Source organism: Rubinisphaera italica, from assembly GCF_007859715.1.
GTDB classification, from domain to species: Bacteria; Planctomycetota; Planctomycetia; order Planctomycetales; family Planctomycetaceae; genus Rubinisphaera; species Rubinisphaera italica.
Window position 1 is genome coordinate 6,501,585 of record NZ_SJPG01000001.1, and the last position, 17,351, is coordinate 6,518,935.

The following is a 17,351-nucleotide window of genomic DNA, read 5'->3' on the forward strand; positions in this document are numbered from 1 at the left end:
CCTCAAAAATAGTAAAACTCTGAGCAAATACCGCAATTCATGGCAAAAATGCTCATGTTTTCTCGACTGATGATTCCTGCAATTCCTGAAGTGCTTTGATCAACTTATCAGTGGATCTTTCAGGATGGATAGAACTGAGAGTTATTCGCAGTCGTGCTGTTCCCTGCGGAACTGTTGGTGGTCGGATTGCACCGACCAGAAAGCCTCGGGATTCCAACTCTTTTGCCCATTCCATCGTCTTCTCTTCATTATGCAATACGACTGGAATGATGGGGGAATTTTCTTGCCCAAGGACTTCAAAGCCAGATCTTTTCAGGTTAAGACGAAACTGGCGGGATTGGTTTCGTAACTTTGAGATTTGTTGCGGATGTGCCTGCAACTGTTTAATAGCCGCAGTCGCAGATGCACAGGCGGCTATTGATAAGCCGGTGGAAAACATCAGAGGGCGAGATGTGTTCCACAAGAGTTGGATGGTTTCTGCGGAACCGGCAACAAATCCACCTTGAGAACCGAGGGCCTTGCTAAGGGTGCCGATGCGGACGGGAATTCGCCGTTCGATGAGTTCAGCAGTCAATTCCCCCTGCTCACGAAACTGACCGATTAGACCTTGTCCGCTGGAGCCGTACACTCCAGTGGCGTGAGCTTCATCACAGATAAGATACGCATCGAACTCCTCAGCTAATTGCACCAGTTCCACCAGCGGAGCGTTTGTCCCATCCATCCCGAAAACGGTCTCTGTCACAATCCAGCGACGGCCCTGTATTGATTGGGCTTTCGTCAATTCCCGTCGAAGTGTCGTCATATCTTCGTGGCGATATACTCTCAGTTTTGCCTTGGAGAGTCGACAACCATCAATCAGACAGGCATGATTTAGACGATCACAGAAGAGGATGTCCTCTTCTTGAACCAGCGATGCAATCGCTCCCTGGCAAGCTGCGTATCCAGATGAGCAGAGCAGTATCTCATCTACCGACTCAAAGTTCCGCAGAGCATCGCACAAATCTTGATGCGCGGGTGTCCAACCGGAGATCAGTACGCTGGCACGAGCTCCAACACCATATTGCTCGATCGCTTTAATGGCTGCGGATTGAATCGCAGGATCAAGCGAGTAGCCATGATAATCGTTACTGGAAAAATCCCAGAGCTCCCGCCCTTCAATTCGACATCGCCCCTGACCAAGCGGCTCTACAACACGACGAGTTCGGAGCAAATTCTGTTCTTTGATCGCGTTGAGTCGATCCCGAACGTCATCGTGGAAGGAGTTGCTCACGGGATGTAGTCTTAATTCCGAGCTTTAACTTATTTTTATATTGGACTGCAGAAAAACGCGGATGAAAAAGAATCTCCGGGGTGGCGGGGGCGCTCCGCTACAGCGGAAGCCCCCGGAAGTTCGATGATTCGGGGGCTTCTCTTCGAGAGCGCCCCCGCCACCCGAGTTTAGTGTTTTCCGTAATTGTTCTAATACGAACCGGTGGGTGACTAGGGACGCAGCACAGCGAAGCCCCCATATTCGTCGCCATGCCAAGAGCCTATCTTTTATAAGGCAATCTCGTGCTGGCTAAGTCGTTCGTAACCCGTTTCTGTAATTAAATAATTGTGCTCAATCCGCATGCCCCCGGTTCCTTCTTCGTAGGCTCCCGGTTCGAGGGTGACGACATCGCCTGCCTGTAGGATGTCGGTGCTGTCGGGGACGAGTATCGGGGCTTCCGGGTGACCGAGTCCCAATCCGTGTCCGGCATGATGTGTGAAAACATCTCCCTTACCTGCATCCAGATAAGGCTGTTTGACATTCTTATAAACTTCAGCACAGGAAACTCCCGCTTTAAGAGTCTCTTCGCCCGCTTTCATGCCAGCCTGACAAATCGCAAACAATTCTTTCTGGCCTTCCGTCGGTTCTGTGACTGCGAAAGTGTTGGTGAAGTCACTACGGTAGCCGCACAGAACGACCGAATAATCGAGAACGAATAAGTCGCCAGACTGCAGTTTATAATCGGTCGGCAAGCCCCCCTGTTTCGGTGAGGTCGGCGTGCAGGCGCGGAAGTCGCCGTAAACCAGACCGGGGCGGCCGGCTGCTGCGATGGCGGCCTTTTGAACTTCTCGATAAATTTCGAACTCGGAAATCCCTTCCCGGATCACTTCGCGGGCGCGTGCCTGACCGGCAGCCCCGGCTTTCATGCAAACTTTCATCAACTCGATTTCATCGGCATCCTTGCTGCGTCGCATCGATCGCAAAGTTGTTCCCAGATCGAGCGACGTTGAGCATTTGTTTCTCTTATCCGATTCTCCAGAGACCGAATGCGATTCACGATCAGAAGCAAGCACTTCCCACGCTCCGACCGGCAACCACTCTGCTTCGACAGAACCGGAACGACCATAGAGTCGCTCCGAAACCTGCTTAACCGCATTGAATAATGCGTGATCGCGATTGATGACCGAATGCTTGTGATCGTACCAGGGTTCAATCACTTCATGATCGACATGCACTTCCGCGGCAGCTGAGCGGACTGAGAAATTATCTCCCAGCAAAGTCGCGCCTCGATCTCGTTCGAGCAGCAGTAAGCATCGTTCTCCCAGAGAAAAACTGAGCGGCTGGACCATGAAGTTCGAGAGATATTGCACGTGACGCGGATCAGCGATCAGCAACCATTCTAAATGTTCAGGCACGTTGCCCCACAGACGTTCGCGTCGTTTTTGGCAACCTTCTTTTGTCAGCATGATTATTCCTTAAACTGTTTCAATAATATGGGGTGGTGGAGGCGCTCCGCTTTAGCGGAAGCCCCCGGAAGTTCTATATTCGGGGGCTTCTCTTCGAGAGTGCCACCCGCCACCCTGCATCTCTATTCAATTCCCTGTGAGGCCAACCAGCGTTCAGCATCCAGTGCTGCCTGGCATCCACTGCCGGCTGCGGTGATGGCCTGTTTGTAGTAATCGTCGGCGACATCCCCGGCTGCGAAAACACCTTCCACACTCGTATTCGTCCGGAACGGGACCGTCCATTTCACATAACCATTTTCGTGGGTTTCGATTTGCCCATCCAGGAAATCGGTATTCGGTGTATGCCCAATCGCTGCAAAGTATCCGGTTACTTCCAGGTCTTCGGTTTTGCCTTCTTCGAGAGCACTTTCGATACGAACGCCCGTCACGCCTTTCTTCTCGTCGCCGAGAACTTCATTGATGACTGAGTTCCACTTCACTTCGATTTTCTCACTCGCCAATGCACGTTCAGCCATGATTTTACTGGCACGGAACTCATCGCGACGATGGACGATGTAAACTTTGGAGGCGAATTTTGTTAGGAAAGTCGCTTCTTCCATCGCGGAATCTCCTCCGCCAACCACAACCAGCGGCTGATTGCGGAATCGTGGCAAGGCTCCATCGCAAACCGCACAAGCGGAGACACCCATGTTTTTATAGCGTTCTTCGGAATCGAGTCCGAGATAATTTGCTCGAGCTCCTGTCGCAATAATCACAGCATGAGCGACAATCTCTTTTCCCTGAAGCGACTTCAGTTTAAAGGGACGCTCAGAAAGATCGCAGCTGACGATATCGTCGGTAATCACTTCTGTCCCAAAATTCGTCGCCTGCTTCCGCATCAGTTCCATCAGTTCCGGACCGCTCACGCCCTTCTTATGATGCGTAGACTTCAATTCCTCGGCTTTACGTTCATCGAAAGCGGTTTCGAAATAACTGGTCATGTCTCCTGATGGAAAACCGGCATAGTTCTCAACTTCTGTCGTCAAAGCCAGTTGGCCAAGCGGAAGAGTCCCTTTGAGGCGGTTATCTTCAGTGAAAGCCCCTTCGAAAACGAGAGGCTCCAGATTGGCACGAGCCGTATAAATGGCGGCAGACCAGGCAGCTGGCCCCGAACCAATGATGATGATATTACGCGGTTTATTTTCAGCCATGAGGGCGATCCTTGCTTGAAACAGTACAAATTCTTTTTGTTGAGTGAGTTGAAAAAGACGAAAAATCGGCTGTGAAGTTCATTCCGAGCAGCTGTGCTGGAGACTCAATGAGAAATTTTCTGATATCTCAATATGAACCATAATAATTACGCTTCTCAGCGGCAACTGTGAGCAAGTTCGCAATTAAGCGTGAGTTGTTCCAAACTGCTCTTTTCAAAATCCGCTAAATTCACAAGATTATGTCATTCAATAACAGTAATTTAGAATATTAGCTCACTCAGGGACTCAGGAATCGATGGCCATTCGCTTTTATAACTCGCTCACAAACCAGTCCGAAGACTTTCAGCCCCTCGAAGCAGGCATTGTTCGCATGTATTCCTGCGGGCCGACCGTTTACGACTTTGCACATATCGGCAACTTTCGATCTTTCCTCTTTGCCGACCTGATTCGTCGGTTTCTGGAAGTAATGGGTAATGATGTCACGCACATCATGAACATTACCGACGTCGGCCACATGACCGATGATCATCTCGCGGATGGTGGCGGCGAAGACAAAATGGAAGCAGCCGCCAAGCGTCTTAAGGAAGATAAGAAATCGGGCAAGGTACCGGATGGGGCCATCGAAAATCCCGATGATCCTTATCAGGTCGCCCAGTTCTTTACCGATGCCTTCCTCGAAGACTCCCGAAAGCTCGGCTTGAAAATTGCGTTTGAGTATCCAAAAAATATTCCGCATGCGACCAATCATATCGAAGATATGCAGGAGATGATTGACGAGTTGATCAAAAGTGGTCATGCGTACGTCGGACCGGATGGAGCTGTGTATTACAGTGTTGAAAGCTTTCCCAAATACGGCTCGCTGAGCGGAAACACACTCGATCAACTGCGAGAAGGTTCCGGCGGTCGGGTGCAGCAAAACGATCAGGCCAGCAAAAAGCACCCGGCTGACTTCTTACTCTGGAAGCCCGATCAGTCACACATTATGAAATGGGATTCGCCTTGGGGAATGGGTTATCCCGGCTGGCACATTGAGTGTTCGGTCATGGCTCGCAAGCTTCTGGGTCGCGATGTTATCGATATTCATACAGGCGGAGAAGATCTCATCTTCCCACATCATGAGTGTGAGATCGCTCAGAGTTGTGGAGCTTCCGGGGAAGACCATTTCGCCCGTTTCTGGATGCACGCTCGCTTCCTGATGGTCGAAGGCGAGAAAATGTCGAAGAGTAAGGGCAACTTCTACACGGTTCGCGATGTGCTCGGCGGCAAAGTGACCGGCCGTGAAGTTCACCCGGCTGTTTTGCGATACGAATTGATTCGCTCTCATTACGGCAGCAATATGAACTTCACCGAAAAAGGCTTGAAGGATTCTGCAGCTGCCGTCCGGAAATTGAATGAGTTCAACGCGATGCTCGAAGCAAAAACGGGTGGAGAAGTGGCTGAAGTCGATAATTCTCATCCCGTGCTGGCAGGATTCCTCGGAGCCCTCTCCGACAACCTCAACATTTCCGGAGCACTCGGTGTCCTCTTCCCCTGGATGTCTGGCCCACACGAAAACCCTCAGGAATCTTTGGCGGTGCTGCGAACAATCAACCGCATTCTTGATGTCGCCCCAATGGAACACGCGGAAGAATTGCAGTCGGAATCGAGTGATGCAGGCGGGTTCGATCCAGCCGAACTCTGTAAAGGCATTGACGAAGCCCGAGCTAATAAGGATTACGGTCGAGCAGACGAACTGCGAAACCAACTTCAGGATGCCGGTTACGAAGTGCGAAACTCACTAGAGGGAACGATTGCGACGAAACAGTTGGCGTAAAATTTTTGGTTCAGGCGAGCCGAGCAAGTTATGGCTCGGGTGGGTTCGAGACACCAACGACATGTTTTTTGTAAACAACACACAATCATCGTGACAAAACCCGAGTCATGACTGACTCGGCTCGCCAATTTCAAATTGGATGGGCATCTCGAATGGATCGCTTCTGGCTATTGACGTGGACAACTTATGGTTCATGGTTGCCGGGAGATCGCCGTCGTTTTGTCGGGAAGGTTCTTAGCGAAGATGGTCTTAAAGAGATCAAGAATATTCCCGGAATTCCTTACGAAGAAGGCGAATCACGGTTAGAAGATTTTGCGAAATCGAGTATGAAAAGCTCGACCATCACTCTGACTAAGATTGATGCAGATGATGTTTTAGTTCAGTTTCAAGAAACCGCGTCGTATCGAAGTGACCGCCTTTTCTCCGTTGCCATTATGCCGACTCATATCCATGTCGTGCTGGGAGTGAATGGTGATCCCGAGCCAGACAAATTGCTTCATGTTTATAAGAGTTATGCAAGTCGGAAACTGAATAAAAGAAAGAAGCGCGAAGTCTGGTGGACCAAATCTGGCTCAAAACGCAAACTGCCCGATGAACCTGCATTAATTGCTGGCATTCGCTACGTAAATAATCAACAAAAACCGCTCGCTCTATTTATCGACGTTGAATTCGAACATTGATAGGCGAGCCGAGCCAGTTATGGCTCGGGTGGGTTCGAGACACCAACGACATGTTTTTTGTAAACAACACACAATCATCGTGACAAAACCCGAGTCATGACTGGCTCGGGTCGCCTTTGTGGTTGCTTTCGGAAACGTGACTTGATATTCGTATTCGTATCACACAATTTCGATGCGTTTAACGAAAGCGATACTCATGACTCGATTTTTTCTTGCGCTGATGATCATGCTGGTCACCAACGTCTGCACTGCTCAGGACACGCTCAACTTCCCTCATTTGGGGGAAGTGCTGCGAATGGATGATGCGGTCAATAAAATCATTCCCAAGGATGCGGTTATTGAAGTTGTTGCCTCCGGGTTCGACTGGACCGAAGGGCCTGTCTGGGTGCCGGGCGATCCAGGACATCTACTTTTTTCGGACATCCCTCAAAACGCTGTTTATCGCTGGGATGAAGGCGAAGGCGTTTCGCTCTTTATGCAACCAAGTGGATATACGGGAGTTGCTCCGTATGGTGGAGAGCCGGGTTGTAATGGGTTAATGCTCGATTCCCAAGGGCGGCTCACCTCCTGCGAACATGGCGATCGTCGACTTTCTGTCCTCACAAAAGAGGGAGGCAAGCGGACACTCGTCGATAACTATGAAGGCAAGCGACTCAACAGTCCTAACGATCTCATCTTCCATTCCAATGGTGAATTGCTCTTCACCGATCCTCCTTACGGCTTACCGAAACGCTGGGACGATCCTCGTCGTGAACTCGACTTTTGTGGTGTCTATCGGTTAACTCCCGATAAACAACTGACTTTGCTGACAAAAGAGATGACTCGCCCGAACGGTATTGCATTGTCTCCGGACGAGAAAACTTTATACCTGGCTCAATCGGATCCTGAAGCCGCTTTGTGGAAAGCGTTTCCGATCAATAAAGATGGTTCACTCGGCAAAAGTCGCGTTCTGCACGATGCGACAGAATCTGTCGACAAACTGCCCGGCTTGCCCGATGGGATGGCAGTTGCCACAGACGGAACCCTTTTCGCAACCGGCCCCGGCGGTGTTTACATCTTCACACCAGAAGGCAAACTGCTTGGCCGCATCAGCACTGGCGAACGGACTTCGAATTGTACCTTCGGCGGAGCAGATGGCAAAACGCTTTATATGACAGCCGATATGTATCTCTGCCGCATCAAGACGAACCTGACGGGTTTGTCTCATAAGTAAAAACGAGGCGAGCCGAGTCAGTCATGACTCGGTTCGCCTTTAATCGCTGTAATTCCGATGATCGTATCCAATTTCAAAAATTCTGAGTGTCTGCAAAACTAAACGCTTGCGAGATGCTACCCCGACATGGCAGAGTGGGAGAAAGACCTTTTTCTCGAAATTCGCTGCCGTCTGCAGAAATCCTGCCCGGCTGAGGGGACATCGACCGTGCCGTATTCAAAATTATTCCTCACCAGTTGCCTCACTCTGGGAGTGATCAGTTCTACTTTGGCTCCTGAGCTTTACGCTCAGAAAAAGCCCAGCCCGCCAGCGACTCAGGATCTGAGTGCCGTCGATAGTGATTTCCGCTATCAGGGCGAATACATGGGCACGCTGCCGGACGGCGAGAATTCTTTCTATCGCAAGAAAGTCGGCCTGCAGATTGTCGCACGTGGCAACGGTAATTTTGATGCCGTTCTTTATGACGGTGGTCTGCCCGGCGATGGCTGGAATGATGAACCAGCAGAACGTGCGATTGCTCAACTAAACGACGACGTTGTCACGGCAACCGTTGGCGATTATCAGATTGAAGTCGCGGGGAACATCGCGACATTCTCCACTTTAGATGGCAAAACACTCGGCGAAGTTCGCAAGTACGATCGTCGCAGTGCCACCATCGGACTACCTGCTCCAGCCGATGCGACGGTCCTGTTTGATGGTGAAAAGAACGATCTCTGGAAGAACATGAATGTCACTCAAGACGGCTTGCTCGAACAAGGTTGTGAAACGGTCGATACCTTCGGCGACTTCACACTCCATGCCGAGTTTCGTCTGCCTTATAAGCCGCTCGGCGAAGGACAGGATCGTGGAAACAGTGGCTTCTATTTACAACGCCGTTACGAAGTGCAGGTGCTCGACTCCTTTGGCGACATGCTCGAATTCAACCACTGTGGAGCGATTTACCGCATCAAAGCTCCCGATTTGAATATGTGCCTGCCTCCTTTGAGCTGGCAGACTTACGACATCGATTTCCGATCCGCCCGCTTTGACGAAGAAGGTAATAAGACCGAGAACATGAAAATTCGTGTCCGTCAAAACGGAATCGTGATTCATGATGCGGTCGAGATCGAATCGAAAACGGGAGCCGGCAAGCCGGAAGGTCCAGAGCCGTTGACGATTCTTCTGCAGGATCATGGTAACCCGGTTCGATATCGCAACATCTGGCTCGTTAATGGGGATCCATTCGAGCGGGAATCCAACGAAGAATTGACACCTGTCGAAACTTATGTCGACGGACATTATCGTGGTCGTGGAAGAGGATTCCGGAGCTTTAATTCCGCTCCACGTTATCCTTATGCTGCCGAATACTGGCCATACACCTGGGAATACCGCTACGCTCCATTAGCCCCACCGGCTCCCGTATATATGGTGCCAAATTACGATTTGCCACCGTATCCGTATGGGTTCTAATCGTATCTGGCGAGCCGAGTCAGTTATGACTTGGGTCACTCTTTCAACTCTTGTTATCAATCACAATTGAAAACACTCCTCGAATCATCACGAGGGCTCGCCAGCATGAATTTTCTAAAAACCTTCTTTTTCCATGAACCGTTGTTGATCTTTCCCCGTTGATGACGTGAGATACATCAGTATCTCTTTGTACTTGTCTTGTGAGGTCATCGGATGGAAAGTCTATTTACTTGGTGTGCGGTTCTGGGGGGCACGATTTTCGCCGTCCAGTTTGTCATGCTGTTAATCGGCCTGGATGGCAGTGGCGATCTCGATTTTGACGCACCCGATCTGGATGTGCCGGATTTGGACGTTCCAGAGTTGGAAGCTCCCGAATTGGGTGAAGATGCTGCTGTTGGACTTAGAGATGCCGAGGTTGATTTCGATCATCATTCTCTCACGCATTCAGATGGCTGGTTTGTCGGTATCGTTACTTTTCGCTCGCTGGTCGCCGCGACTGCAGTTTTCGGATTGACAGGTCGGGGTGTAAGTGAGCATTTGCCACCGGGGCAGGCTTTCGCCGTCGCAGCGCTGGCCGGATTTGGCATGTTGTATATGGTCGGCTGGAGTTTCAAGAAGTTATATCAACTCAAGGCCGATGGAACCGTACGCATCTCTGCTGCAAAGGGTTGCACAGGAACCGTTTATTTAACGATTCCCGAAAACAACACTGGACCAGGTAAAGTGACAGTTTCAGTTGCGAATCGAACAATGGAGTATCGAGCAATCACGCAGGGAGAGCAACTAAAAACCGGCACTCCCATTGTGGTCACAAATGTTATCTCGGAGGATACCGTTGAAGTCGTATCAGAAGTCTCTGTCTCCGCCGTTAATCGTTCTCCAGCCAATTCGGCATAGCGTTCAAATTCGAATCGATGAGGTTCACATATGTTAGGTAATACTGTTTCTCTTGCTGCAATTCTTGATTATGTCAATCCGGAAATCGCAATGTCGATTTTCGTGGCAGCAGCCGCTATTTTTGGAATTGGGCTGTTTCTAGCCAGTCGTTACAAGCGGTGTCCCAGTAATAAAATACTGGTGATTTATGGTCAGGTTGATAAAGGGCAGTCGGCCACAACAGTCCACGGAGGTGGACAAATCGTATGGCCGATCATCCAGGATTATGCTTATCTTTCTTTGGAACCGATTCAAATTGAAGTTCCACTCAAGGATGCGTTGTCCAGTGAAAACATTCGCGTGAATGTGCCTTCAGTCTTCACGGTCGCCATCGGTACCGAACCTCAATTGATGCAAAATGCGGCCATTCGATTGCTCGGGTTGAATTCCCAGCAGGTGAAGAAACAGGCTGAAGATATGATCTTTGGTCAGATGCGTCAGGTGATTGCATCGATGCTGATCGAAGATATTAACCGTGACCGCGAACAGTTCCTGAGCAGTATCCAGAACTCACTCGAACCGGAACTGCGAAAAATCGGTCTCGTGCTGATTAACGTGAACATCACCGACATCACCGATGAGTCTGGTTATATCGAAGCAATTGGACAGAAGGCTGCATCGGAAGCCGTTCAGAAAGCACGCGGGGATGTGGCCGAGCAGGAAAAACTCGGGGAAGTCCGAGTTGTCGCAGCCGATCGTGATAAATTGATCCAGGTTGCCAATGCTCGTCGAGAGCAGGAAATCGGGATCCGTGAAGCCGACCGGGAAAAAACGGTTCGTGTTGCTGAACTCTCCAAGGAAGAAGAATACGGTAAGCAGAAAGCGCTCTACGAACAGGAAACTTTGGTCGCCGATGCGAATCGCCAGAAACGTGTCGCAGTCGCGAATGCGAATGCCAATGCTTATACAGGAGAAGCGGTCGCTGATGCCGAAGTTGCTGAGGCTCAAGCGACCTTACAAGTGAAAAAGGCGGAAGCCTACGAACGAGCCAAAACCCGCGAAAAAGAAGCCGAAGCCTTTGTTCTGGAAGCACAAAACCGAGCGATGGCCAAAGCTGCGATCGCAGAAGCGGAAAAAGTGGAAGCTGAGCAGCGTGCCAAGCTCGAAGCTCCTGCGAAAGCAGAGAAAGCTCGTACAATCGTCGATGCCGAAGCGGCTGCAGCCAAACGGAAACTGGATGCCGATGCCGAGGCCGCTGCGATCTTCGCCAAACTCGAAGCCGAGGCTCGCGGACAGTATGAAATGCTTGCCAAGAAGGGGGAAGGTTTACGGGAAATCATCAGTGCCTGCGGCGGCTCCAAAGAAGCCTTCCAGATGCTGCTCCTCGAACACCTCGACAATCTGGCCGATGCGTCCGCCAAGGCAATTTCGAATATCAAGTTCGACAAAGTCGTCGTCTGGGACAATGGCTCCGGCAAGGGAGACTCGACAAACGTCTCCAACTTCCTGCAGGGCATGTCCCGCACATTGCCCCCCATGCTGCAGGTCATGAAAGATATCGGCGGCGTCGAATTGCCGGAAACATTCGTAAAGATGACAGGCGAAAACGGTGAGGCTGAACCAGTCGTCGAAAACCGCATCAAACCCGATGATTCGAAGAATGTTGCCAAAGCCGAGAATGGTAACAAAAAAGAGAAGAAGAATAGCGAGACGACGTAAAGACGTTACCCAAAGAATTTCCTGAAGACCACATGAGTAATCATGTGGTCTTTTTTGTTGACATCAATTAAGTTCATTCAGGGGGATTGTCGCCAGATAGATCGAAGTCTTTCCTTCGTGGCTGGAGTAGTAGGTCATCCAGAGTTGACCATCATAGGTGACGAATCCCGGATAGCTGGTGTCGCCTCCGCTGGGGAATTCGATCAGTTCTTTGAAGTGTCCCTGCAAATCGACTTCTGCCAGAATCGTTTTGGCTGGTCCTTGATACTTCCGCGTACCGGCGATCAGTTTTCCATTCTCAAGTACGATAAAATCGGGGCCTCCCAGTCGATGATCGAGTTCTTTGAGTGTCCATTCTGTGTAGGGAGCTTTGGCGTTTCCGATGATGCCCAATGCTTTCCCTTTTTCGCGACGAAGCAGCATCACCATCGTGCCATCATCGAGAAATCGAAGCGTGGCTTCATTGGGGGAATCCTCAATTTCAAAACTTTTCACATTCTCATAACTGATGCCATCACTTGTCTTCACCAGATGCAGTCCATACTTTACGCCCGCCTGATTGCTCTGATACATGATTCCATAACCCGTATTCTCATGCCAGGTGACGCGCCACAGCCAGTCGAAATTCGTCCGGATGGCAGGATCCATTCTGATGGGAGTCAATGTGGAAAATGTCTGGCTGCCTGATTCCAGAAAGCAAACGCGAGGTTCCCGTTTGAGGATTTTTGTTCCCTCATAATACGAACCGCCAATCAGCAGCATGAGGTGTCCATCCGGTGTGACTGATAATTTCGGATCGCGCAAATCAACTTCATTCTCTGAGATCAATGCAAATGATTTCCACTGCTGACCGTCGGCAGAAGTCAGCACGCGAATCTCACCATCGCGGCCATTCTCTCCCGGTACATGCCCAGTCCCTTCACGGAAGGTACAGAAGAATTGATCGTCGAACCTCACAAGGCCCGTAAAGGCATTGTGATTGGCCTGATCCCAGATTTTCCGAACTTCATATTTGAGGGACTTGTCCTCTGCCGCTATGGAATCTGTACCGATCAGAGTGACTGTCAAACAAGTTAACAGGAGCATACGAATTGAGAGATGTTCGTATTTCTGAATCAAACGCATAGAATCAATCCTTTTGTTTTCAGAGTTTAAAAATCGCTAACATAACCTATCTTATGTCAAAATAATCTGGGGTGGCGGGGGCGCTCCGCGTCAGCGGAAGCCCCCGGAAGTTCAACGCTTCGGGGGCTTCTCTTCGAGAGCGCCCCCGCCACCCGGCTATTAATAACGCCCAGAATGAATTCAATTTCATTATTGTGAGGAGTTCTAAGTCAGTGGCATCTCACTGGCTTTCAATAACGCTTCCTGGACGGCCAGGTCATGTATTGTGGTGTAGAGGGCGGGGACTTCTCCGCGAATGACGGCTGCAAAATGTTGAAGGTCGCCATCATATCGACCGGTTGATTTCGGCAGGTCGATTCGATGCGTCCCTTTTTTAAATCCTTCCGTATCAGCTTCAAGAGTCAACAGAAGTTGATGAGGTTCCAGAGGTTCGATTTTGATTGTCCCCTTGCTGCCACAGGCGATGAACTGTCGTCGCCGGCCTCCTTCAACTTCGACGACGGAACTGCGAATGGTCGCTGTCGCCTTGGGATATTCAAAAACCGCCAGACAGTTATCCATCAGGTTGTCGTACTCTGGGCGTGTATTTTTATTGAAAGCTGTCACACGATCAGGAGGTCCCAGAACCGTCACCACAGCATCAATAATGTGGCAACCCAGTTCGAACATAGAACCACCGGGGTACTGAGCCAGATCCGCGCGAGTCGCATCATTCACTTTTTTGCTCATCTCGCAATGAACCTGATGCACGTCTCCCAGCCAGCCTGCTCTTACCGCTTTGAACAGAAACTGAAAAGCCGGGTTACTGCGATACATGTAACCCATTTGAATCATTAATTGTTTTTCATCGGCTGCACGACAGATCCTGCGAAAATGTTCGAGCGAAGTTCCTGCTGGTTTATCGAGATGAATATGCTTTCCCGCCTGAATACATTTTTCGGCGACGGGGAGCAGATCGTCAATCTCGGTTTCGACGGCAATTCCCTGCACATCGGAAATCGACAGCAGTTCCGTTTCGGACAACCATGTCAGGCCCCTGTAATCATCTGTGGATTGCATTCGGTTCCGTTGCTGCGGATCGTTTTCAACAACACCGACGACTTCAAACAGTTCGGGGAATTTGCGGAAGGTCGCCATCTTTCCGCCCGCGTGGGCATGCTTCGTGCCGATCTGACCGACTTTGATAGGGGGACGATTAGAGTTGCCTGCCAGCGAAATAACTGGACTGGCCAGTAAAGTAGCCGCTGAAGTCCTAAGAAAGGTTCGTCGATTCGATTCAAGCATACGACACCAATTTCAAGTATGGTTTGTAGGTTTGGGTGATTAGTCACTGTTACTTGATCAATTCCCTTGCCTCACCGGCGGCTTCACTTTCAGGAGCTTCGTCGATTGCTTTCTGCAAATACTCATTCGCCTTGGGAGATTTGATTTCAAGTAATTGTTTCGCCAGACGCAGATAAGCAGCTGCTTTTTTGGGGTCTCCTGATTCCGTTTTAGCAGGCATTGAAGGCTTGGCAGGAGTTGTCTCGCGATTTCCCAAACGTTCCTGAGCCAATGCTGCCACAGCAGTGTCAGGATATTGCTGAATCAGTTCTTTGTAGATGTCAGCCGCTTCGCCCCGTTTGCGGTCTTCCCGTAACTGATCCGCAGAAAGCAATTGCTCGGCTTGAGCAATCAACTTTTGATTCGCTTCCTGTGCAGTCAATGTTTCCTCAATCAGCTGAATTTTCGCCAACAGTTCCCGCGAGGTTTGACAGGTTTGCTTCAATTGAACGAGCTCAATAACAGCGGCAAAATCGACTGGGGTCTCTTTCAGCTTTTCATCGAGCTTCGCAATTTGATCGGTGACCAGAACTTCAATCTGACTTTTGACATCCATCATGGTCTTCGCTGTTTGAGCGTAGCAGTCTTTGAACTCGTATGGCATCGCAATTTCGATTGCTCCTGCCAGATCGTCCTTTTTCAGTAGACCTTGAATCTTCGTGAGATCCCGGCTCAAATTACGGGCTTCGGTTGTTGTGAGGATTCGTCCGGATTTGTCGAGGTAGCGTTTCAGAAACCCTTCCATATCGGAAGGTTTACCACTGGCAGAATAGAGTTTTTCGCCATCGGCTCGGAAAACAAAGACTGCTGGAACGCCAGTGCCATCAAATTCAAAAACGCGTTTGGCAATATCCCAGACGGGAGTATCAACATCGATTTTAAGAATTGCAAAATTCTTCTGAAGAGGTTGCAGTCCTGGAGAAGTCGCCAGTTCCTGAGACATTTCCCGACAGTAAACGCACCAGTCCGCCCCGGCAATGACCAGAGCCGGCTTGCCGAGTTGCGTCATTTGTGCTTTGAGTTCATTCAAATTTCGAACTGTATCCGCCTGACCGGTCACCTGAAAGAAAGAAACTCCCAGTAAGGCGATTAGAACGTAAAAGAGATTTCTCATGGACTGTTCCATTCGTGATTTGACAAATTCCATTGATCAATGCGATCGCTGAGCACTCTCACAATACATGGATATTGTTCACCTGACAAACAAGTAATACTGCAACATCTCAAAAAGTAGTTTAATGGGATTCAAAGTGTGGGGATCTGAATTCGCCACGCCGATCACTACGTTCTGTGTCGTGCCACCCAAAATGATTGAATTCAGAGAACCGATTGTGAACTGGTTATGTCTCCACTCCATGAGTGATTACAATTCAAGAGCGGAGTGAGTCGGGCGGTCGCTGGTGACTTCGGTTGCTGGAGGAAAGTCCGGGCTCCATAGGAGACGGTGGTGGGTAACGCCCACCGTTCGTGAGAATAGGGAAAGTGCAGCAGAGAACAGACCGCCGATGGCCCTGGCATGAAAATGTCGGGGCACAGGTAAGGGTGAAACGGTGCGGTAAGAGCGCACCAGCGGGATGGGTGACCATACCGGCTTGGTAAACCCCACCGGGAGCAAGATCAAGCAGAGAGAAGCGGCTCGCCGCACGGTTTTTCCGAACCGTCCGACTCTCGGGTCGATCGCGTCGAGGGGACTGGCAACAGTCCTCCCAGAGAAATGACCGTCCACGACAAAACCCGGCTTACAGACTCACTCCGTTTTTGTATGATTCTTATCGATGCAGTATTATTTCAGAAAGTTTTGTTAAGTCATCGTGATGGATCTCAAACCACGTCCAAACCAGGAAAAGTATCTGGAGATTCTTCGAAAGAAATCTCCCTACGAGCGATTACAACAGGCGTTTATGCTCACGGAACGCAGTCGAGAACTATTCAAAGCAGGACTGAGACATCGCCATCCCGAATTGAATGAACAGGAATTGCATGCCCTGTACCTGGAACAGTTGAAGAAATGTCACAACAGGAATTATTGACAACGACACTGCAACTCTTGAATCTCAATCAGTTTGAGTTGTAACTGATTGGATCTATTGCATTTATTAATTGAGCAGCCGATTCAAAACGAAAAGTAGGTTCTGATTGAAGGCATTTCATACAAATACTTGCGATGGATTCGGAAATAGTAGAATTCAATTCCCGAGGGTCTGTAATTGGTTCTGATGATAATTTTGCGAGAGCAATTTCTTCAAATGTCTCACTTATGAATGGTAATCGTCTTGTCAGAAATAAATAGAGGATGACTCCAACAGCATAAATATCAGTAGCAGGACAAATTCTTCCCCATAGCTGATCAATCTGTTCAGGCGCCATGAAACTCACGGTCCCTTGGATATTCCTGGCTTGTCGAAAGTCGTCATTTAAATATTTGGCGAAACCAAAATCTGTAATCAAAATTTGGTTTTCAACATTCAACAGTATGTTTGCAGGTTTCAAATCGCAATGAATGATACCCCGACTGTGAATGTGCTGTAATCCCATACAGACTTGGTGAATCCACTTTCTGATCTGGAATTCTGAAACGAACTCTTGAGATTCCAGCTGTTCGTGAAGTGATCTACCGGAAATCCAGTCTAAGACAATGAATAGTCCCCCGCTCGGAATTTGACCAAGTCCACGAATATTGATCACATTTTCATGGTGGAAGTTTTTGAGGATTTGTGCTTCATTGATAAAGGCTTCAATTCTTGCTGCGTTCTGTTGAAATTGCTTCCGTAAGAACTTCACAGCGACATGCTCACCAGTTTCGAAATCAGTCGCGAAATAAACTTTCGCATGACTGCCTGTGCCGATCAGTCTTACTAATTTATATCGTGACCAGTCCACGTTGAATTCGTTTGCATTGCTTTGAGAGTTATGAGTTTCAAACGAAGATAGATGAGGTTCAATTTCACTCAGATATTCCTGTTCGATGGATTCCTGGAATTTGTTCAGCTCTTTGCCAAATTCCTTTATGTAAGGTCGAAAATCATATTCTCGACCTGAGTTTTTCGAATCTCTGATTGCTTCACTCAATAGAAGTAATGTGAGTTTTCGGGTGTCAATAAATGCACTGAAGTAATTCCGATAGAACTGGATGACTGAGGGCAGTTCTTTGAACTCTCCAGATTGCCCAGAGTTTTTTAATCGCAATTCAAAATCAATTCCAATCAGTTCTCTTGCGAGATATTCAACATCAACAGATTGCCAGGAAT

Annotated in this window: 14 protein-coding genes and 1 other RNA gene; 8 read left to right on the forward strand and 7 right to left on the reverse strand. The window is 49.2% G+C overall.

Annotation, left to right across the window (positions count from 1 at the left end):
- Nucleotides 1-52 precede the first annotated feature (52 nt).
- From Pan54_RS24905 to Pan54_RS24915, 3 genes are all read right to left on the reverse strand, one after another.
- Nucleotides 53-1,270, reverse strand: a complete 1,218-nt coding sequence (locus Pan54_RS24905) for an aminotransferase class I/II-fold pyridoxal phosphate-dependent enzyme (protein ID WP_242631423.1) — start codon at nucleotides 1,268-1,270, stop codon at nucleotides 53-55.
- A 266-nt stretch (nucleotides 1,271-1,536) separates the two neighbouring features.
- On the reverse strand, nucleotides 1,537-2,715 hold the full coding sequence (locus Pan54_RS24910; protein WP_146506138.1) for a M24 family metallopeptidase: 1,179 nt from the start codon (nucleotides 2,713-2,715) through the stop codon (nucleotides 1,537-1,539).
- A gap of 122 nt (nucleotides 2,716-2,837) precedes the next feature.
- On the reverse strand, nucleotides 2,838-3,905 hold the full coding sequence (locus Pan54_RS24915; protein WP_146506139.1) for an NAD(P)/FAD-dependent oxidoreductase: 1,068 nt from the start codon (nucleotides 3,903-3,905) through the stop codon (nucleotides 2,838-2,840).
- 295 nt (nucleotides 3,906-4,200) lie between these two features.
- On the opposite strand from Pan54_RS24915, the gene cysS reads away from it, so the two are divergent.
- From cysS to Pan54_RS24945, 6 genes are all read left to right on the forward strand, one after another.
- Complete coding sequence (gene cysS / locus Pan54_RS24920; RefSeq protein ID WP_146506140.1) at nucleotides 4,201-5,718, forward strand: cysteine--tRNA ligase; 1,518 nt, start codon at nucleotides 4,201-4,203, stop codon at nucleotides 5,716-5,718.
- A 107-nt stretch (nucleotides 5,719-5,825) separates the two neighbouring features.
- Entirely contained in the window at nucleotides 5,826-6,398 is a 573-nt protein-coding gene (locus Pan54_RS24925; RefSeq protein ID WP_146506141.1) for a transposase, read from the forward strand.
- Nucleotides 6,399-6,594: 196 nt separating this feature from the next.
- The gene (locus Pan54_RS24930) at nucleotides 6,595-7,611 is read left to right on the forward strand and encodes an SMP-30/gluconolactonase/LRE family protein (protein ID WP_146506142.1); all 1,017 of its coding nucleotides are present in this window, start codon (nucleotides 6,595-6,597) and stop codon (nucleotides 7,609-7,611) included.
- Nucleotides 7,612-7,737: 126 nt separating this feature from the next.
- On the forward strand, nucleotides 7,738-9,060 hold the full coding sequence (locus Pan54_RS24935) for a 3-keto-disaccharide hydrolase (RefSeq protein ID WP_146506143.1): 1,323 nt from the start codon (nucleotides 7,738-7,740) through the stop codon (nucleotides 9,058-9,060).
- 213 nt (nucleotides 9,061-9,273) lie between these two features.
- Nucleotides 9,274-9,957, forward strand: a complete 684-nt coding sequence (locus Pan54_RS24940) for a hypothetical protein (RefSeq protein ID WP_146506144.1) — start codon at nucleotides 9,274-9,276, stop codon at nucleotides 9,955-9,957.
- 30 nt (nucleotides 9,958-9,987) lie between these two features.
- Complete coding sequence (locus Pan54_RS24945) at nucleotides 9,988-11,655, forward strand: flotillin family protein (RefSeq protein WP_146506145.1); 1,668 nt, start codon at nucleotides 9,988-9,990, stop codon at nucleotides 11,653-11,655.
- A gap of 63 nt (nucleotides 11,656-11,718) precedes the next feature.
- Here the strand turns inward: Pan54_RS24945 and Pan54_RS24950 are convergent, their stop codons facing one another.
- From Pan54_RS24950 to Pan54_RS24960, 3 genes are all read right to left on the reverse strand, one after another.
- A complete protein-coding gene (locus tag Pan54_RS24950; RefSeq protein ID WP_146506146.1) occupies nucleotides 11,719-12,780 on the reverse strand; it encodes an exo-alpha-sialidase in 1,062 nt (353 codons plus the stop codon).
- Between the two features lie 204 nt (nucleotides 12,781-12,984).
- The gene (locus Pan54_RS24955; RefSeq protein ID WP_146506147.1) at nucleotides 12,985-14,064 is read right to left on the reverse strand and encodes a Gfo/Idh/MocA family protein; all 1,080 of its coding nucleotides are present in this window, start codon (nucleotides 14,062-14,064) and stop codon (nucleotides 12,985-12,987) included.
- 49 nt (nucleotides 14,065-14,113) lie between these two features.
- Nucleotides 14,114-15,217 carry a thioredoxin family protein gene (locus Pan54_RS24960; protein ID WP_165441973.1) on the reverse strand — a complete coding sequence of 368 codons (1,104 nt, stop codon included), beginning with the start codon at nucleotides 15,215-15,217 and terminating at the stop codon, nucleotides 14,114-14,116.
- Between the two features lie 264 nt (nucleotides 15,218-15,481).
- Here Pan54_RS24960 and rnpB point away from each other — a divergent pair.
- Nucleotides 15,482-15,861, forward strand: an RNA gene (gene rnpB, locus Pan54_RS24965) — RNase P RNA component class A.
- A gap of 56 nt (nucleotides 15,862-15,917) precedes the next feature.
- Nucleotides 15,918-16,133 (forward strand): hypothetical protein, encoded by a 216-nt coding sequence (locus Pan54_RS24970; protein ID WP_146506149.1) that lies wholly within the window; start codon nucleotides 15,918-15,920, stop codon nucleotides 16,131-16,133.
- 28 nt (nucleotides 16,134-16,161) lie between these two features.
- On the opposite strand, the gene Pan54_RS24975 is transcribed toward Pan54_RS24970, so the two are convergent.
- Nucleotides 16,162-17,172: a serine/threonine protein kinase gene (locus Pan54_RS24975; protein ID WP_165441974.1), complete on the reverse strand. Its 1,011-nt coding sequence runs from the start codon at nucleotides 17,170-17,172 to the stop codon at nucleotides 16,162-16,164.
- Between the last annotated feature and the right edge of the window lie 179 nt (nucleotides 17,173-17,351).